General features: G+C 64.4%; 16 protein-coding genes. 15 read left to right on the top strand and 1 reads right to left on the bottom strand.

Annotated elements, in window-relative coordinates; all coding sequences use genetic code 11:
* Positions 1 to 16: 16 nt before the first annotated feature.
* From EDC31_RS01670 to thiD, 15 genes are all read left to right on the top strand, one after another.
* On the top strand, positions 17 to 766 hold the full coding sequence (locus EDC31_RS01670; protein WP_042055487.1) for a YebC/PmpR family DNA-binding transcriptional regulator: 750 nt from the start codon (positions 17 to 19) through the stop codon (positions 764 to 766).
* Positions 763 to 1269, top strand: coding sequence for a crossover junction endodeoxyribonuclease RuvC (ruvC, locus tag EDC31_RS01665; protein WP_042055484.1), 507 nt, complete (start codon positions 763 to 765; stop codon positions 1267 to 1269). Before EDC31_RS01670 ends, ruvC begins: the two co-directional genes overlap by 4 nt.
* Positions 1266 to 1865, top strand: coding sequence for a Holliday junction branch migration protein RuvA (gene ruvA / locus EDC31_RS01660; RefSeq protein WP_042055481.1), 600 nt, complete (start codon positions 1266 to 1268; stop codon positions 1863 to 1865). Before ruvC ends, ruvA begins: the two co-directional genes overlap by 4 nt.
* Positions 1862 to 2902 (top strand): Holliday junction branch migration DNA helicase RuvB, encoded by a 1041-nt coding sequence (gene ruvB / locus EDC31_RS01655; protein ID WP_042055479.1) that lies wholly within the window; start codon positions 1862 to 1864, stop codon positions 2900 to 2902. Before ruvA ends, ruvB begins: the two co-directional genes overlap by 4 nt.
* A gap of 3 nt (positions 2903 to 2905) precedes the next feature.
* Positions 2906 to 3331, top strand: coding sequence for a tol-pal system-associated acyl-CoA thioesterase (ybgC, locus tag EDC31_RS01650; RefSeq protein ID WP_042055477.1), 426 nt, complete (start codon positions 2906 to 2908; stop codon positions 3329 to 3331).
* Between the two features lie 116 nt (positions 3332 to 3447).
* Positions 3448 to 4167: a protein TolQ gene (tolQ, locus tag EDC31_RS01645; protein WP_042055475.1), complete on the top strand. Its 720-nt coding sequence runs from the start codon at positions 3448 to 3450 to the stop codon at positions 4165 to 4167.
* A gap of 6 nt (positions 4168 to 4173) precedes the next feature.
* Positions 4174 to 4614, top strand: coding sequence for a protein TolR (tolR, locus tag EDC31_RS01640; RefSeq protein ID WP_042055472.1), 441 nt, complete (start codon positions 4174 to 4176; stop codon positions 4612 to 4614).
* 17 nt (positions 4615 to 4631) lie between these two features.
* Positions 4632 to 5627: a hypothetical protein gene (locus tag EDC31_RS01635; RefSeq protein ID WP_042055469.1), complete on the top strand. Its 996-nt coding sequence runs from the start codon at positions 4632 to 4634 to the stop codon at positions 5625 to 5627.
* A 43-nt stretch (positions 5628 to 5670) separates the two neighbouring features.
* The gene (gene tolB, locus EDC31_RS01630) at positions 5671 to 7065 is read left to right on the top strand and encodes a Tol-Pal system beta propeller repeat protein TolB (RefSeq protein WP_042055467.1); all 1395 of its coding nucleotides are present in this window, start codon (positions 5671 to 5673) and stop codon (positions 7063 to 7065) included.
* Positions 7066 to 7343: 278 nt separating this feature from the next.
* Entirely contained in the window at positions 7344 to 7823 is a 480-nt protein-coding gene (gene pal / locus EDC31_RS01625) for a peptidoglycan-associated lipoprotein Pal (protein WP_042055464.1), read from the top strand.
* 132 nt (positions 7824 to 7955) lie between these two features.
* A complete protein-coding gene (locus EDC31_RS01620) occupies positions 7956 to 8786 on the top strand; it encodes a tol-pal system YbgF family protein (protein WP_239641516.1) in 831 nt (276 codons plus the stop codon).
* Positions 8787 to 8827: 41 nt separating this feature from the next.
* Positions 8828 to 9976 carry a tRNA lysidine(34) synthetase TilS gene (gene tilS / locus EDC31_RS01615; RefSeq protein WP_081797371.1) on the top strand — a complete coding sequence of 383 codons (1149 nt, stop codon included), beginning with the start codon at positions 8828 to 8830 and terminating at the stop codon, positions 9974 to 9976.
* 131 nt (positions 9977 to 10107) lie between these two features.
* Positions 10108 to 12027 carry an ATP-dependent zinc metalloprotease FtsH gene (gene ftsH / locus EDC31_RS01610; protein ID WP_042055462.1) on the top strand — a complete coding sequence of 640 codons (1920 nt, stop codon included), beginning with the start codon at positions 10108 to 10110 and terminating at the stop codon, positions 12025 to 12027.
* 99 nt (positions 12028 to 12126) lie between these two features.
* Complete coding sequence (gene glmM, locus EDC31_RS01605; protein WP_042055460.1) at positions 12127 to 13488, top strand: phosphoglucosamine mutase; 1362 nt, start codon at positions 12127 to 12129, stop codon at positions 13486 to 13488.
* A gap of 3 nt (positions 13489 to 13491) precedes the next feature.
* On the top strand, positions 13492 to 14328 hold the full coding sequence (gene thiD, locus EDC31_RS01600; RefSeq protein WP_042055458.1) for a bifunctional hydroxymethylpyrimidine kinase/phosphomethylpyrimidine kinase: 837 nt from the start codon (positions 13492 to 13494) through the stop codon (positions 14326 to 14328).
* Here the strand turns inward: thiD and EDC31_RS01595 are convergent.
* A complete protein-coding gene (locus EDC31_RS01595; RefSeq protein WP_042055455.1) occupies positions 14320 to 15042 on the bottom strand; it encodes a response regulator transcription factor in 723 nt (240 codons plus the stop codon). The genes thiD and EDC31_RS01595 overlap by 9 nt on opposite strands.
* Positions 15043 to 15103 lie beyond the last annotated feature (61 nt).

Below are 15103 nucleotides of genomic sequence, written 5' to 3'. Positions count from 1 at the left end.
CAGGAGAAGGACGGGCATGGCCGGTCATTCGCAATTCAAGAACATCATGCATCGCAAGGGCGCGCAGGACGCCAGGCGCGCCAGGCAGTTCGCCAAGGTCATCCGGGAGATCACCGTGGCCGCGCGGTCCGGCCTGCCGGAGCCGGCCTCCAATCCCCGTCTGCGGGCGGCCCTCTCGGCGGCGCGCGAGGTGAACATGCCCAAGGATACGGTCGATCGCGCCATCAAGAAGGCGATCGGCGCGGGTGGAGGCGAGGATTACGTGGAGGTCCGCTACGAGGGGTATGGCCCGGCGGGCGTGGCGGTGATCGTCGAGGCGCTGACGGATAACCGCAACCGCACGGCCTCGGACGTCCGCGCGGCCTTCTCCAAGCATGGCGGCTCGCTGGGCGAGACGAACTCCGTCTCGTTCATGTTCCAGCGCCTGGGCGTGATCGTTTTCCCCGCCTCGGCCGGGAGCGAGGACGACATGCTGGAGGCGGCCATCGAGGCGGGGGCGGAGAACGTCGCCTCCGACGCGGAGAGTCACGAGATCACCTGCGCGATGGAATCGTTCTTCACCGTGCGGGATGCGCTGGAGGCGCGGTTCGGCGAGCCGCGATCGGCGCGGATCGAATGGCGGCCGGAGACGACGACGGTGCTGGACGAGGAGAAGGCGCGCGCGGTGCTCAAGCTCATCGACGTTCTGGAAGAGAATGACGACGTGCAGGCGGTCTATGCGAATTTCGACCTGCCCGACGACGTGGCGCAGGCCCTCGCTGCTTGATCCGGCTCCTCGGCATCGATCCCGGCCTGCGCTTCACCGGCTGGGGGGTGATCGAGGTGGACGGCAACAGGCTCCGTCATGTCGCGGACGGCGTTCTCGCGACGGAGGGCGACGCGCCCGTGCCGAATCGTCTGCGCGTGCTGCATGACGGGCTGATCGCCCTGATCGAGACGCATCGGCCCGCGGAGGCGGCGGTCGAGGAGACTTACGTCAACCGGAACGGGGCGTCGACGCTGAAGCTCGGTTATGCGCGCGGCGTGGCGCTGCTGGCGCCCGCGCTGGCGGGGCTGCCGGTGGCCGAATATGGCGCGATGGCGGTCAAGCGCGCGGTGGTCGGAACCGGGGCGGCGACGAAGGATCAGGTCGAGATGATGGTCCGCCGGCTGCTGCCGGGGGCGTCGATTCGTCGGGCGGACGCATCGGATGCTCTGGCGGTGGCGATCTGTCACGCGCATCATCGCGCGACGGCGGCGCATGTGGCGCAGGGGCGGCGGATGGCATGATCGGGCAGTTGACGGGGTTCGTGGGGCAGGTCGAGGCGGATCGGTGTCTGATCGACGTCAACGGCGTCGGTTATGTCGTATCCGCCTCGACCCGTACGCTCTCCGTCCTGCCGACGCCGCCGGAGACGGCGCGCGTGCTGGTCGAGACCGTGGTGCGCGAGGACGCGATCCAGCTTTTCGGTTTCGCGACAGGGGAGGAGCGCGAGTGGTTCCGGCTCCTGACCACGGTGCAGGGGGTGGGGGCGAAGGTCGCGCTGGCGATTCTCTCGGTGTGCAGCCCGGGCGATCTGGTGATGATCCTCAGCGCGGGGGACAAGACGGGGCTGACGCGGGCGCAGGGCGTCGGCGCGCGGCTGGCGGAGCGGATTCTGACGGAACTCAGATCCAAGGTCGCGAAAATGCCGGGCGGCGCGGTTTCGGCGCCGGTTTCCGCTCCGGTGGGCGCGAGTGTGGAGACGGATGCGCTGCTGGCCCTGGCGGGGCTCGGATTCCGCAGGGCGGAAGCATGGCCCGTGCTGAGCCGCGTGCTGGCGGAGCATGACGGCGCGTCGCTCGATGCCGTGATCCGTCTCGCGCTGAAGGATCTGGCGCGATGAGCGGCGTGATGGACGGGGCGCGTCAGTCCGAGGATGCCGCCGAGGCGGGGTTGCGCCCGCAGACGCTCGACGATTTCACCGGGCAGAAGGCGAGCCGGGAAAATCTCGCCATATTCATTCAGGCCGCCCGGGCGCGGGGCGAGGCGCTGGATCATGTGCTGCTGCATGGGCCGCCCGGTCTGGGCAAGACGACGCTGGCGCAGATCGTGGCGCGCGAGCTTGGGGTGGGATTTCGCGCCACATCCGGGCCGGTGATCCAGCGCGCGGGCGATCTGGCGGCGATTTTGACCAATCTCCAGCCGCGCGACGTGCTGTTCATCGACGAGATCCATCGTCTCCAGCCTGCGATCGAGGAGGTGCTCTATCCGGCGATGGAGGATTTCCAGCTCGATCTGATCATCGGCGAAGGTCCCGCGGCGCGCTCGGTACGGATCGACCTCGCGCCGTTCACGCTGGTCGCGGCGACCACGCGGGCCGGGCTGCTGGCGACGCCGCTGCGGGACCGCTTCGGGATTCCCCTGCGACTGGTGTTCTACACGCCGGAGGAATTGCGGTTGATCGTCTCGCGCGGGGCGGTCAAGCTGGGGATGGTCCTGACGCCGGAGGGGGCGGAGGAGATCGCTCGCCGGTCGCGCGGCACGCCGCGCATCGCCGGGCGGCTGTTGCGGCGCGTGCGGGATTTCGCATCGGTCGGCGCGCCCGCTGAGCGCGCGATCTCGCGGGAGATGGCGGACGCGGCCCTGACGCGGCTGGAGGTGGACGCGCTCGGACTGGACGCGATGGACCGGCGCTATCTCCTGCGGATCGCCGAGCATCATCACGGCGGCCCGGTGGGCGTCGAGACGCTGGCCGCCGCCCTGGCGGAGGCGCGGGACACGCTGGAGGATGTGATCGAGCCCTATCTGATTCAGGAGGGGCTGGTTCTGCGGACGTCGCGGGGCCGGATGCTGGGCGAGCGCGGCTGGCGTCACCTCGGCCTCGCGCCGCCCGCCAGCCAGGCGGATCTGCTGTCGCAACTCCGCGACGAGGAGGAATAGCCCATGGGGACGCATCGCATCGTCTTTCGTGTTTATTACGAGGATACGGATGCCGGCGGCGTCGTCTATCACGCGCGCTACCTCGCCTTTGCCGAGCGGGCGCGGACGGAGGCGATCCGGTCGGTCGGGGCGTCGGTGGTCGATCTGGCGCGGGATGAGGGTCTTGCCTTCGTCGTGCGGCATGCGGATATCCGGTATCTCGCGCCCGTTCGGCTCGACGACGAGATCGAGATCGAAACCAGCCTGGTGGACATGTCCCCGATTCGCCTCCGTCTGGCGCAACAGTTCCGGAATATTACGCGGGGTAACGTCGTGTGCACGACGATCGCGATCGAGCTGACCTCCATCGCGATCGACAGCATGAAACCGGCCGCGATTCCGCCGCAATGGCGCGATCTGGTGACAAAACTGGCGTGTCGCACGGCGTGACCATCTTCCCCGGCGCGGCGCGAAATGCGATGGAGTGTCGCGCCGCGGCGTGAGCGGTCGAGAATGTTTGCGATGTGCGGGGAGGCCCGCACCAGGGTTCGGGACAGGAGCGGAGCGTGGATCAAACGGTGAGTTCAAGCGCCCTGGGGGCAGTGGCCGCGGCCGGCCTTTCGCCACTGGGGCTGTTTCTTCATGCGTCGATCGTCGTCAAGTTGGTGATGATCGGACTGGTCGGGTGCAGCATTTTCGTCTGGGCCGTGATCGTGGAGAAATTTTTCCTGTTCCGCCGGGTCAACCGCGAGGCGACGGAATTCGAGGACCGGTTCTGGTCCGGCGGGAGTCTGGACGATCTTTATGATTCGGACGGCGCGAAGCCGCTTCATCCTCTGGCGGCGGTGTTTGGCGCGGCCATGGGCGAGTGGCGCCGCTCGGCGCGGATTCCCGGCGTCGATCTGGCGCGCGGCGGCGTGCGGGATCGCGTGGACCGGGCGATCAACATCACCGTCACGCGCGAGATCGAACGGGTGAACCGCCGCGTCGTGTTCCTCGCGACGGTGGGCCCGGTTGCGCCGTTCGTCGGGCTGTTCGGCACGGTCTGGGGCATCATGCACTCGTTCAGTGCGATCGCCGCCATGCACAACACCAATCTTTCCGTCGTGGCGCCGGGCATCTCCGAGGCGCTGTTCGCCACTGCGATCGGCCTCGTGACGGCGATTCCGGCCTATATCGCCTATAACGTGATTTCCGCGGCGGTGGATCATTTCGCGGAACGGCTGGAGGCTTTCGGCACCGAGTTCGCCGCGATCCTGTCCCGCCAGTCCGAAGAGCGGAGCTGAAGCGCCATGGGCATGTCGGCAGGAGGAGGCTCGCCGCGCGGCCGTCGTCGGCATCGGATGGCGTCGGAGATCAACGTCACGCCGATGGTGGACGTGATGCTCGTGTTGCTCATCATTTTCATGGTCACGGCACCCATGATGACCAGCGGGGTCAATGTCGATCTGCCCAAGACGGATGCGAGCCCGCTGAACGCGGATACGAAGCCGATCACCGTGTCGATGAAGGCGGACGGCTCGCTCTATCTTGGCGACGATCAGGTGTCGGCGGACCAGCTCGTGGACAAGCTCCGGGAGCTGTCGCAGAATGATCCGGCGCACCGGGTCTTCGTGCGGGCGGACGCGCATGTCAATTACGGCGAGGTCATGGAGGTGATGGGGCGTATCACCTCCGGCGGGTTCACCCATGTGGCGCTGCTCGCGCAGCAGCCGCCTTCGGCGCCGCAGTAAGTCCGGGGGCTCGCGCGGTGGTGCGTTCCCGTCCTTCGGATCAACGGCGATTCCGCCGGGCGCTTGGCGCGTCGCTCGCCGCGCATGTGCTGTTCGTGGGATGGCTGCTGATCCGGCTTCCGGCCGTCAAGCCGCCTGAACCGCCCGAATCGCCGCCGATCGAGATGGAATTCGAGAAATCGGGCCCCCCCGCGCATCCGCATAAGGCGGAAAAGCCCGCCCCGACTCCGTCCCCCGCGCCGGCTCAGGTGCCGAAGGAGGCGCCGCCTTCCCCGACGCCTCCCCTGCCGCAGCCGGTGGCGGAACCGCCTCCGCCGCCTCCGCCTCCGCCGCCCGTGCCGCCACCGGCGGAGAGCAAGCCCGTGCCGCTGCCGGAGATGAAGCTGCCGCCCAAGGTGATGGACGAGAACGCCGAGCCGTTGAGGGCCGCGCCGGTGAAACCCGCGCCGCCCTCGCCGTCAAAGGCCGTGACGCCGCCGGAACCGCAGACGCAGAAGACGGATCAACTTCCGGAGACGCCGCAATTCTCGCACATCACGCAGCCGAACAAGACGAAGAACGCAGCGCCTGATTCGCACTCCCTGCTGGCGACGCTGGAGAAGTTCCGCGCCGATCAGAAGCAGACCCATGCGCCGAAGGCCCGCGCCAATCCGGACCAGGGCGGGGCGCCGAAGGGCGGCGGCGTGCCGGACGGCGACATCACGCGCGCCTTGAGCGCCGCGGATCAGAGGATGATCGGCGGCTCCGTGCGGCGGTGCTATTCGGAAGATACGGCGGCGCGGGACTATGCGAGTTTCAGCGCGCATCTCATCGTGACGGTGGATGCGTCCGGCGTGGCGCGCCTGGCGCGCTTCGCGCCGGATACGCAGGCGCGGGCGAGCAGCGATCCCGTCTATCGCGCGCTGGCCGAGCGCGCGCGCGACGCGGTGCTCAGCCCGGCTTGCGCGAAACTGCCGATTCCGGCCCGCTTGTTGGGTCAGACCCATGAGTTGAAGTTCCTATTCCGGCCATAATTGGCTCATACTTGCCTTCATCAGGATGAAAGTGCGTTCGACGATGCGTTCCGAAGATTTGCCGATTCTCGATGATTCGACCGCGCAGGCGTTGCGCGACTCCTTTTCCGGCTTCTCGGGGGCCGGTTTGTCGCGGCGCGGCCTGCTGGGCGGCGCGATGGCGGGCGGTCTGCTGGCCACGCCGCTGAGCGCCCTGGCGCAGACGGCGCCGTCCGATCAGGGACAGGCCGAAATCACGGTCGATCAGGCGCGGAACGCTCCGATTCCGATCGTCGTGCCGAGCTTCGGCGAGGGGTTGGGCGATCAGATCTCCTCGGTGGTCGCGGCCGACCTCGAATCGACGGGGCTCTTCAAGGTTCTGCCGGGTCAGGCCGGTGTGACCGGCGTACCGGATTTCGCGGCACTCAAGGCGCAGGGCGCACGGGCACTCGTCGCCGGCCTGGCGGCCGGGTCGGGGTCCGTACGCGTCGAGATGCGGCTATGGGACGTGCTGACGGGCCAGCAGTTGCAGGGCACGGCCTATACGGCGTCGAGCGCGAACTGGCGTCGTATCGCCCATATCATCGGCGACGTCGTCTATGAGCGGATGCTGGGCGAGAAGGGCTATTTCGACACGCGCATCGCCTATATCGCCCGGACAGGTCCGCGTCATCGGCAGATCACCCGCCTGGCCATCATGGATTATGACGGGGCGAATGAGCGTATCCTGACCTCCGGCCAGTGGCTGACCCTGACGCCGCGTTTCAACCCGGTGCGGGATCAGGTGGCGTTCCTCTCCTATGCCAATGACCGCCCGCGCGTCTATCTGTTCAACCTGGCGTCGGGCGCGCAGCGGATGTTGGGCGAGTTCCAGGGCATTTCCTTTGCGCCCCGTTTCTCGCCGAATGGAAGTCAGGTCGTGCTGTCCGCGACGCGCGGGGCGGGGTCCGACATCTTCATCTTCGATCTTGCGTCAGGCTCGAAGCGGCAGATCACCAATTCGGGTGCGATCGACACCAGTCCCTGCTTCAGTCCGGACGGCAGCCGGATCGTCTTCAACTCCGACCGGGGCGGCAGTCCGCAGCTTTACGTCATGAGCGCTTCTGGCGATGGCGTACAGCGGATTTCCTACGGGAACGGGCGTTACGGCTCGCCGGTGTGGTCGCCGCGCGGTGACCAGATCGCGTTTGTGCGCCTCTCCGGCGGTCAGTTCTCCCTGGGCGTCATGGCGCCTGACGGGAGCGGCGAACGTATCCTGACCCAGGGGTTCACCATCGACAGCCCCAGTTTCTGCCCGAACGGACGCGTGCTCGCCTTCTGCCGTCAGTCCGCGGCGCGGGCCGGCGGCGCGGGGTTCTCGTCGGGACTCGGTATGATCGACATCACCGGCTTCAACGAGCGTCCGCTCCGCACGAGCACAGGCGCATCGGACCCGGCATGGTCGCCGCTCAATACCTGAAAAATGTTGCTTTTTTGTCATGATCACGCCGTGACTGTGGCGCGGAAAGCACTATTTTTGAAATTGAAATGAAAAGCGGGACATTTGGGGCATTCCAGTGATCAATGCGCTTGACCGCTGGTCCTGCGAATGAGTAAGGCGAGACGTGGTCTTCGGCACTTCGCAAGCGTGCTGCGTTCCTTTCATGGAGCGCTCAAGCAAAACGACGACGCGACCAGTAAACAAAAAGGTTCTAGCTTCCTGGCTCCGGATCGGGGCTGTAATCAGGGTTGGCAAAGATGAATTTCAAGCTTATCGGCGCAGTCGGTCTCGCGCTCGTGCTGGCGGCATGCTCGAGCGACAATAATAACACAGGTGCTTCGACGGGCACGGGTGCAACGGCCCAGGAAACGGGTCCGGCTCCGGGCAGCGAAGCCGATCTGGTGGCGAATGTCGGTGATCGCGTGTTCTTCGCGTTCAACGAAAACACGCTTTCCGACGACGCCAAGGCGACGCTGGACAAGCAGGCGGCCTGGCTCGCGAAATACCCGCAGGTCAGCGTGCTGATCGCCGGTAACTGCGATGATCGCGGCACGGAAGAATACAATATCGCTCTCGGCCAGCGTCGCGCCAATGCCGCGCGCGACTATCTGGTCGCGAAGGGTGTGGCTGCCTCCCGTATCAGCACCATTTCTTACGGCAAGGACCGCCCGACCGCCGATGGCGATGACGAGCAGGCCTGGGCGCAGAACCGTAACGCGATCACCTCGGTCAAGTAAGACCGAAGATCGTCACACACGGTTTGATATGAACGAGGCCGGTCGACGCTTATGCGTCGGCCGGTTTTGTTTTATCTGATATCTCGTATCTCACGAAACGTCGTGAAAAGAGGTCGGGCTATGCGTCGAAGGGTGTCCTGTCGTTATCGGAGTCTGGTCGTCGCGGGGGCGATGTCGGTTTTCGCGGCTGGCTGGGGCAGTCAGGCGCGGGCGCAGGTCACGAGCCGCGAAGGGATCGCGTTGCAGAATCAGATTCAGCAGCTCAGTCAGCAACTCAGCCAGTTGCAGGCGGCCGGGGGCGGCAATGCCGTGGCCGCGCCAGCGCCCGCGCCGTCCGGGAGCGGCGGAAACGGTGATCTGACGGCGCAGTTGCTCGACCGCGTCAGCCAGCTCGAATCCCAGGTGCGGGACATGCGCGGCGAGCTGGACCAGTTGACGAACGAAGTCCATACACAGAACGCGGCGCTCTCCAAGAAGATCGACGACATGCAGTTCGCCGCGCAGAATGGCGGCGGCGCTTCCCCCCCGGCGGCCGCAGGTCCCGTGTCTGCGCCCGCGCCGTCGACCGATAAGACGAAAACCGCGCTTGAACTTTTGAAAGACGGGCAGGGAGCCTTGCGCGCCGGGGATTATGCGACGGCGCAGAGCGATGCGCAGCAGGCGCTGAAAACCGCGAAGACACAGCAGGGAAGGATGGATTCCCAGTTTCTTCTGGCCCAGTCTCTTGCGGGGCAGAAGCGTTATCAGGATTCGGCGCTCGCCTATTATGACGCTTACAAGCGTCTGCCGCGCTCCCCGCGCGCGCCGGAGGCGTTGCTCGGGGTTTCGGCTTCGATGCTGGCGCTCGGGGACAAGAAATCCGCCTGCGAGGCGTTGAACCAATTGAAGGCTGATTTTCCCAGCCCCGCCTCGAGAGTGAAGGCGGCCGCGGCCTCGTTCCGGGCGCGTGCCGGCTGTCATTGAGCATCGCCGCGCCAATCGGCGCGGAAGAATTTGCCGCGTTGATGCGGCCATTCGGGCCGTTTCCGCCACCGGATTCGGCATATCCGGTTGCGGTTGCGGTATCGGGCGGAGCGGATAGTCTTTGCCTTGCCTTGCTGGTGTCCAAATGGCGTTCCGGCGGGGTGGCGTTGATCGTCGATCATGGTTTGCGCGCGGAGGCCCCGGACGAGGCGGCCACGACGGCTCGCCTCGTCCGGAGCTTCGGCATGAAGGCGGATGTCCTGACATTGTCGGGGCTGAGGCGGGATGGCGCCATTCAGGAAAGCGCGCGAGAGGCCCGCTATGCCGCCTTGACGACAGCTTGTCAGCGACTCGGGGCGCTCGACCTGTTGCTGGCGCATCATCGTTCCGACCAGATCGAAACTGTGGCGATCCGGCGTCGCGCGGGCAGTGGGCCGCGAGGGCTCGCGGGGATGGCGCGATTCAGCGAGCGGGGCGGCGTGCGTGTGCTGCGGCCGTTGCTGGATATCGAGCCGGACCGATTGCGTGCGACGTTGCGGAAGGCAGGAGTAGACTGGATCGAGGACCCGTCGAATCGGAACCGGCGTTTCGAGCGCGTCAGGTGGCGTGAGGATCTTCCACCTCCCGAACGGAGGACTCTGGCGGCTCTGGGTGCACGATATGGGCGGGAGCGCAATAAGCGGCGGGAGGTGCTTGCGGAGGCGGCGCTTTCAGTGGCGTTCGATCCGGCGGGATTCTTTCGCCTGCCGTCGGCGCTGCCTGAAGCGGATCTCCTGGCGGAGCTTTGGCGTGTGGTCGGGAGCGGGAAACATCCGGTGCCGCTCAATGTGATGGTGCGACTGGTGTCGGCGCCACATCCGGTGACGCTGGGCGGCGCGATGCTGGTCCGAAAGGGAGCGGGGTGGATCTTGTGCCGCGAACCCTCTGCCGTGCAGGAGCCCTGTGTTGCGCGAGACGGGGCATTATGGGACGGGCGCTGGCGTTTGAGCGATCCCGGCGGCCAGGCGCGCGGCTGGATGATCGCCGCGGCGGGATATCGGCTGACGGGACAGGACACGCCTGCCGTGGTGCGGCGGAGCCTGCCGGTACTGGAGTGCGGGGATGAATTCCGGCGACCGTCGGGAAAGGATGACGAGCCGCGCTTCGTTTTTTCACCTCCGGCAGCGGCGCTGGACGGAGCTTTTTGGTGAAAGAGTGGAGTCGCGACATGAAATCGCGCGCAAGAGGGTGGGATCACGCGCCATTATGCTTATGTTAAGGAGTGTCGCGTTATCGTCCGGGGAAAGCCGGTCAGACCGCACGAGCAAAGATAGAGACTGTGATGAATAATTTTGGCCGTAATCTCGCGCTGTGGGTCGTCATCATCGTGCTGCTGATGCTGCTGTTCACGGCGTTTCAGCCAGGCGCCGGGCAGCATGCGTCCCAGCAACTCGCCTATTCCGACTTCGTCACCGATGTCGATAACGGGCGTGTCCGCTCGGTGGTGGTGCAGGATCAGAATCTTTCCGGGACGCTGACGGACGGTACCTCCTTCGAAACATATGCGCCGCAGGACCCCACGCTGATTTCGCGTTTGACCGATCACCATGTCGAGGTCGTCGCCAAGCCGCTGGAGGCGGAGGGCAGTCCATTCCTTCGTTACGTGCTGAATTATCTCCCCGTGCTGATGTTGCTGGGGATCGGCATTCTGTTTTTCCGTCAAATGCAGTCGGGAAGCGGGCGCGCGATGGGGTTCGGCAAGTCGCGGGCGCGGCTGCTGACAGAGAAGCAGGGTCGCGTCACCTTCGAGGATGTCGCGGGGATTGACGAGGCGAAGGCCGAATTGCAGGAAATCGTCGATTTTCTGAAAGATCCGCAGAAATTCACCCGGCTCGGCGGCAAGATTCCCAAGGGCGCGTTGCTCGTCGGACCGCCCGGCACAGGCAAGACCTTGCTTGCACGGGCGATCGCGGGTGAGGCCAACGTGCCCTTCTTCACGATTTCCGGTTCGGATTTTGTGGAGATGTTCGTCGGCGTGGGCGCGTCCCGCGTGCGGGACATGTTCGAACAGGGCAAGAAAGCCGCGCCATGCATCATCTTCATCGACGAGATCGACGCTGTGGGCCGTCATCGTGGCGCCGGGCTCGGCGGCGGAAACGACGAGCGTGAGCAGACGCTGAATCAGATGCTGGTCGAAATGGACGGGTTCGAGAGTAATGAGGGTGTCATCCTCATTGCGGCGACCAATCGACCTGACGTGCTGGACCCCGCGTTGCTGCGTCCGGGACGGTTCGATCGGCAGGTCGTGGTGCCGAATCCGGATGTGCTCGGGCGTGAGCGTATTCTCCGTGTGCATATGCGGAAGGTGCCGCTGGCCAGTGACGTCGATCCGAAGGTGATCGCGCGCGGCACGCCGGGCTTCTCCGGCGCGGACCTGGCTAATCTTGTGAACGAGGCGGCGCTTCTGGCCGCGCGGCTGGGCAAGCGCACCGTCGCCATGCAGGAGTTCGAGAACGCCAAGGACAAGGTTCTGATGGGAGCCGAGCGACGCTCTCTCGTCATGAGTGACGAGGAGAAGCGCATGACGGCCTATCACGAAGGCGGCCATGCGTTGTGCGCCATATTAACGCCGGGTTGCGATCCAGTTCACAAGGCGACGATCATTCCGCGTGGTCGCGCGCTGGGGCTGGTGATGAGTTTGCCGGAGGGCGATCGTTATTCGAAAAGCAAGGCCAAATGCATGGCCGAGCTTGTGCTCGCCATGGGAGGCCGGGCGGCGGAGGAGTTGATCTTCGGTGCCGACAATGTTTGCACGGGCGCATCCGGCGACATCAAGATGGCGACCGATCAGGCGCGGCGCATGATTACCGAATGGGGCATGAGCGAGACTCTGGGCATGATCGCCTATGGCGATAATGGGCAGGAGGTCTTCCTCGGTCATTCGGTGACGCAGAACAAGAACGTCTCCGAGCAGACGGCGCGTGAAATTGACCGTGAAATCAAGCAACTGATTGATGGGGCTTATAATACGGCACATTCGTTGCTGCTGGCGCACATTGATGACCTGCATCGTCTGGCCAAGGCTTTGCTGGAATTCGAGACGCTGACGGGCGAAGAGATCGGCAAGGTCATTCGTGGCGAGGTGATCGAGCGTGTGGTGGTGGACGATCCCGCACCGGAAAACCGCCGTGCTTCCGTCCCGACGACACGCCCCGGCGCCGCGGGAACCGGCGGCCTCGACGCCGCTCCGCAACTGGGTTGATCGGAATGGCTGCGGGAGATTTTCCCGCAGTCTGGTATTGACAGGAAGTGGGGCGGCGGCGACTGAACTGTCGCTTTTCGAGGGCGGAGTGTTTGTAGAATGAACGGGAGCAAACCCAGAAAGCTGTTCGGCACGGACGGTATCAGAGGGACGTCGAATCAGGCGCCGATGACTGTCGATGTCGCGCAACGTCTGGGGCAGGCTGTCGGCGTGCGGTTCCGGAAGGAAGGACATCGGCAACGGGTTATTCTTGGCAAGGATACGCGGCTTTCCGGCTATATGATCGAATCCGCGCTGATTTCCGGTTTTCTTTCGGCAGGCATGGATGTGACGCAGGTTGGGCCATTGCCGACCCCAGCGATTGCCATGTTGACCCGCTCGCTTCGCGCCGATCTTGGCGTAGTGATTTCGGCCTCGCATAATCCGTTTGAAGATAACGGCATCAAGATCTTCGGCCCGACCGGATTCAAGCTCTCCGACACGACGGAAAGTGAGATCGAGGCCTATATGCGCGAGGATCTCTCCGATCGCTTGGCCGCGCCATCGGAGGTGGGGCGTGCGTCCCGTCTGAATGATGCCGCAGGGCGTTACGTCGAGAATGCCAAGGCGTCGTTTCCGCGTGGGTTGCGCCTCGATGGCATAAAGATCGTGATCGACTGCGCCAACGGGTCCGCCTATCGCGTGGCGCCTACCGCGTTGTGGGAACTTGGGGCGGATGTGGTGAAGATCGGCTGCGAGCCGAATGGTATCAACATCAATCTCGACTGCGGTTCGACGGCTCCCGAGCGCCTATGTGCGGCGGTGGTGCAGCATGGTGCGCAGTTGGGCATTGCGCTGGACGGCGATGCGGATCGCGTCATCATCAGTGACGAACACGGTCGAATCATCGACGGGGACCAGATCCTTGCGTTGATCGGGAAGTCGTGGATTGCACGAGGGCAGTTGCGGACCAACGCCGTTGTTGCGACCGTTATGTCCAATCTCGGGTTGGAGCATTTTCTCGCCGAACATGGTGTGACATTGCTGCGCACGGCGGTGGGCGATCGTTATGTCGTCGAGAAGATGCGTGAAGTCGGGGCCAATCTCGGGGGCGAGCAGTCCGGCCACGTCGTGTTGTCCGATTACGCCACGACGGGAGACGGACTTGTCGCCGCGTTGCAGGTTCTTGCCGTTTTGGTGGAATCGGACCGGCCAGCCAGCGAGATTTGCCGGGTTTTCAACCCGTATCCGCAGATGTTGCGGAATATTCGCTACAGTGGAGCGAGTCCGCTCGGCACGTCCATGCTGGAAGAGGCACGACGGGAGATCGAGGCGCTGCTCGACGGGCATGGGCGTCTCGTGCTGCGGGCGAGTGGGACGGAGCCCTTGATTCGTGTGATGGTCGAAGCGGATGATCCCGCTCTCGTGGAGCAGAGCGTCTCCTATATGTGCGATGCGATTCGGGCGCTGACACCGGCCTGAACGATGAAGCCGGGTCGTGTTCTGATCGTTGCGGGCAGTGATTCCGGTGGAGGGGCCGGGATACAGGCTGATCTGAAGACAGTCGTGGCTTTTGGCGGCTTTGGCATGACGGCGATCACTGCCCTGACCGCGCAGAACACCCTGGGTGTTTCAGGTATCGTTCCGGTACCACCGGATTTTGTCGCCTTGCAGATGCAGTGCGTGCTGGACGATCTCGGTGCGGATGTGATCAAGATTGGCATGTTGCCAGATACGGCGGTCATGGGAGCGGTTGCGGAGATTATAACCGCTCACTCCGAGATTCCCTATGTCCTTGATCCGGTTATGGTGGCCAGCAGCGGCGCCAGCCTGATGAATCCCTCAGCCAGAGCACTTCTTCTGAATGCGCTTGTTCCCGGTGCCGCGCTGGTGACGCCGAATATTCCCGAGGCGGAGGCGTTGACCGGACTTACGATTCGCGATCCGGGCGGCATGAAGAAGGCTGCTGAGACTCTCCTTGAAGTCGGCGCACATGCGGTTTTGATCAAGGGCGGTCATCTCGACGGCCAGCTGCTGACTGATGTCCTGCTGACGCGCGAGGCGTGTTTTGCCTTCGAGAGCGAAAGGATCATTTCACGGGCGACCCATGGGACAGGGTGTACCCTGTCGAGCGGTATCGCGACGGCTTTGGCGGGAGGGTATACGCTGGTCGAGGCCGTGTCCCTTGCGCGGCGCTTTGTCCGCGGCGCTATCATGGCGGCTTCACCGCTCGGAGGCGGGGTGGCCGGCCCCATGGCGCATGAGGCGATCGTCATTGGTCCGCGTGACTGGATTGATCCGGCTGATTTTCCTTCAGGCTGAGAGAGATGACATCGCCTGATGAGGCGTGGCCTTTGTCATGACAGGCTCCTCGCGCAGGATGTAGCCTCGTCCCCATACGGTTGTGACCAGTGAGCCCGCTCCTTTCTGTTGCAGTTTGCGCCGGAGCTTGCAGATGAAGACGTCGATGATCTTCATTTCCGGCTCGTCGATGCCGCCATACAGATGGTTGAGAAAAGCGTCCTTCGTCAGAACCGAGCCGCGCCGAAGCGCGAGCAACTCCAGAATTGCGTATTCCTTGCCGGTGAGATGAACCGGATCGCCATTCACGAGGGCCTGTTTCGCATTGAGGTCGATCATTAACGGCCCCACCACGATCTGGGCTGCGCTCAGGCCGTGTGAGCGGCGCAGAATGGCCTGAAGTCGCGCGATGAGTTCTGCCGTGTCGAAGGGGCGTGTGAGGTAGTCATCCGCGCCCAGGGCGAAGGCCTTGATCTTGGCCTGGGGTCGGGAGAGGTTTGTCAGCACGAGGATCGGCGTCGAAATGCGCGCCAGACGTGCATCGCGGATGACGGTGTACCCCTCGATATCGTCGAGCGTAAGTTCGATGATCACGGCATCGTACTGATAATGCCTCATGATCTCCAGGGCCTCGCGGCCGGAAGCGGTGTGATCCACGGCGAGGCCGTTGGTCCGGAGGATCTGGATCAGGCTGGCGGAAGCGGTGTGATCGCTGTCGACGAGAAGGATACGCATGAATGCAACCTCTGATCTTGTTGACCAATGGTTACTACTCTTGGTTGTATAAGACAACCTA

This window comes from Acidomonas methanolica, assembly GCF_004346035.1.
GTDB lineage: Bacteria > Pseudomonadota > Alphaproteobacteria > Acetobacterales > Acetobacteraceae > Acidomonas > Acidomonas methanolica.
Note: the sequence above shows the minus strand (reverse complement) of the source record. Positions and strands in the feature narration are given on the sequence as shown.

Bases quoted from the DNA above. Each gene is read 5' to 3' on its own strand.
- EDC31_RS01670 (WP_042055487.1), top strand. From the start codon at position 17: ATGGCCGGTCATTCGCAATTCAAGAACATCATGCATCGCAAGGGCGCG.
- ruvA (WP_042055481.1), top strand. From the start codon at position 1,266: ATGATCGGGCAGTTGACGGGGTTCGTGGGGCAGGTCGAGGCGGATCGG.
- ruvB (WP_042055479.1), top strand. From the start codon at position 1,862: ATGAGCGGCGTGATGGACGGGGCGCGTCAGTCCGAGGATGCCGCCGAG.
- ybgC (WP_042055477.1), top strand. From the start codon at position 2,906: ATGGGGACGCATCGCATCGTCTTTCGTGTTTATTACGAGGATACGGAT.
- tolR (WP_042055472.1), top strand. From the start codon at position 4,174: ATGGGCATGTCGGCAGGAGGAGGCTCGCCGCGCGGCCGTCGTCGGCAT.
- tolB (WP_042055467.1), top strand. From the start codon at position 5,671: ATGCGTTCCGAAGATTTGCCGATTCTCGATGATTCGACCGCGCAGGCG.
- pal (WP_042055464.1), top strand. From the start codon at position 7,344: ATGAATTTCAAGCTTATCGGCGCAGTCGGTCTCGCGCTCGTGCTGGCG.
- tilS (WP_081797371.1), top strand. From the start codon at position 8,828: ATGCGGCCATTCGGGCCGTTTCCGCCACCGGATTCGGCATATCCGGTT.
- ftsH (WP_042055462.1), top strand. From the start codon at position 10,108: ATGAATAATTTTGGCCGTAATCTCGCGCTGTGGGTCGTCATCATCGTG.
- glmM (WP_042055460.1), top strand. From the start codon at position 12,127: ATGAACGGGAGCAAACCCAGAAAGCTGTTCGGCACGGACGGTATCAGA.
- thiD (WP_042055458.1), top strand. From the start codon at position 13,492: ATGAAGCCGGGTCGTGTTCTGATCGTTGCGGGCAGTGATTCCGGTGGA.
- EDC31_RS01595 (WP_042055455.1), bottom strand. From the start codon at position 15,042: ATGCGTATCCTTCTCGTCGACAGCGATCACACCGCTTCCGCCAGCCTG.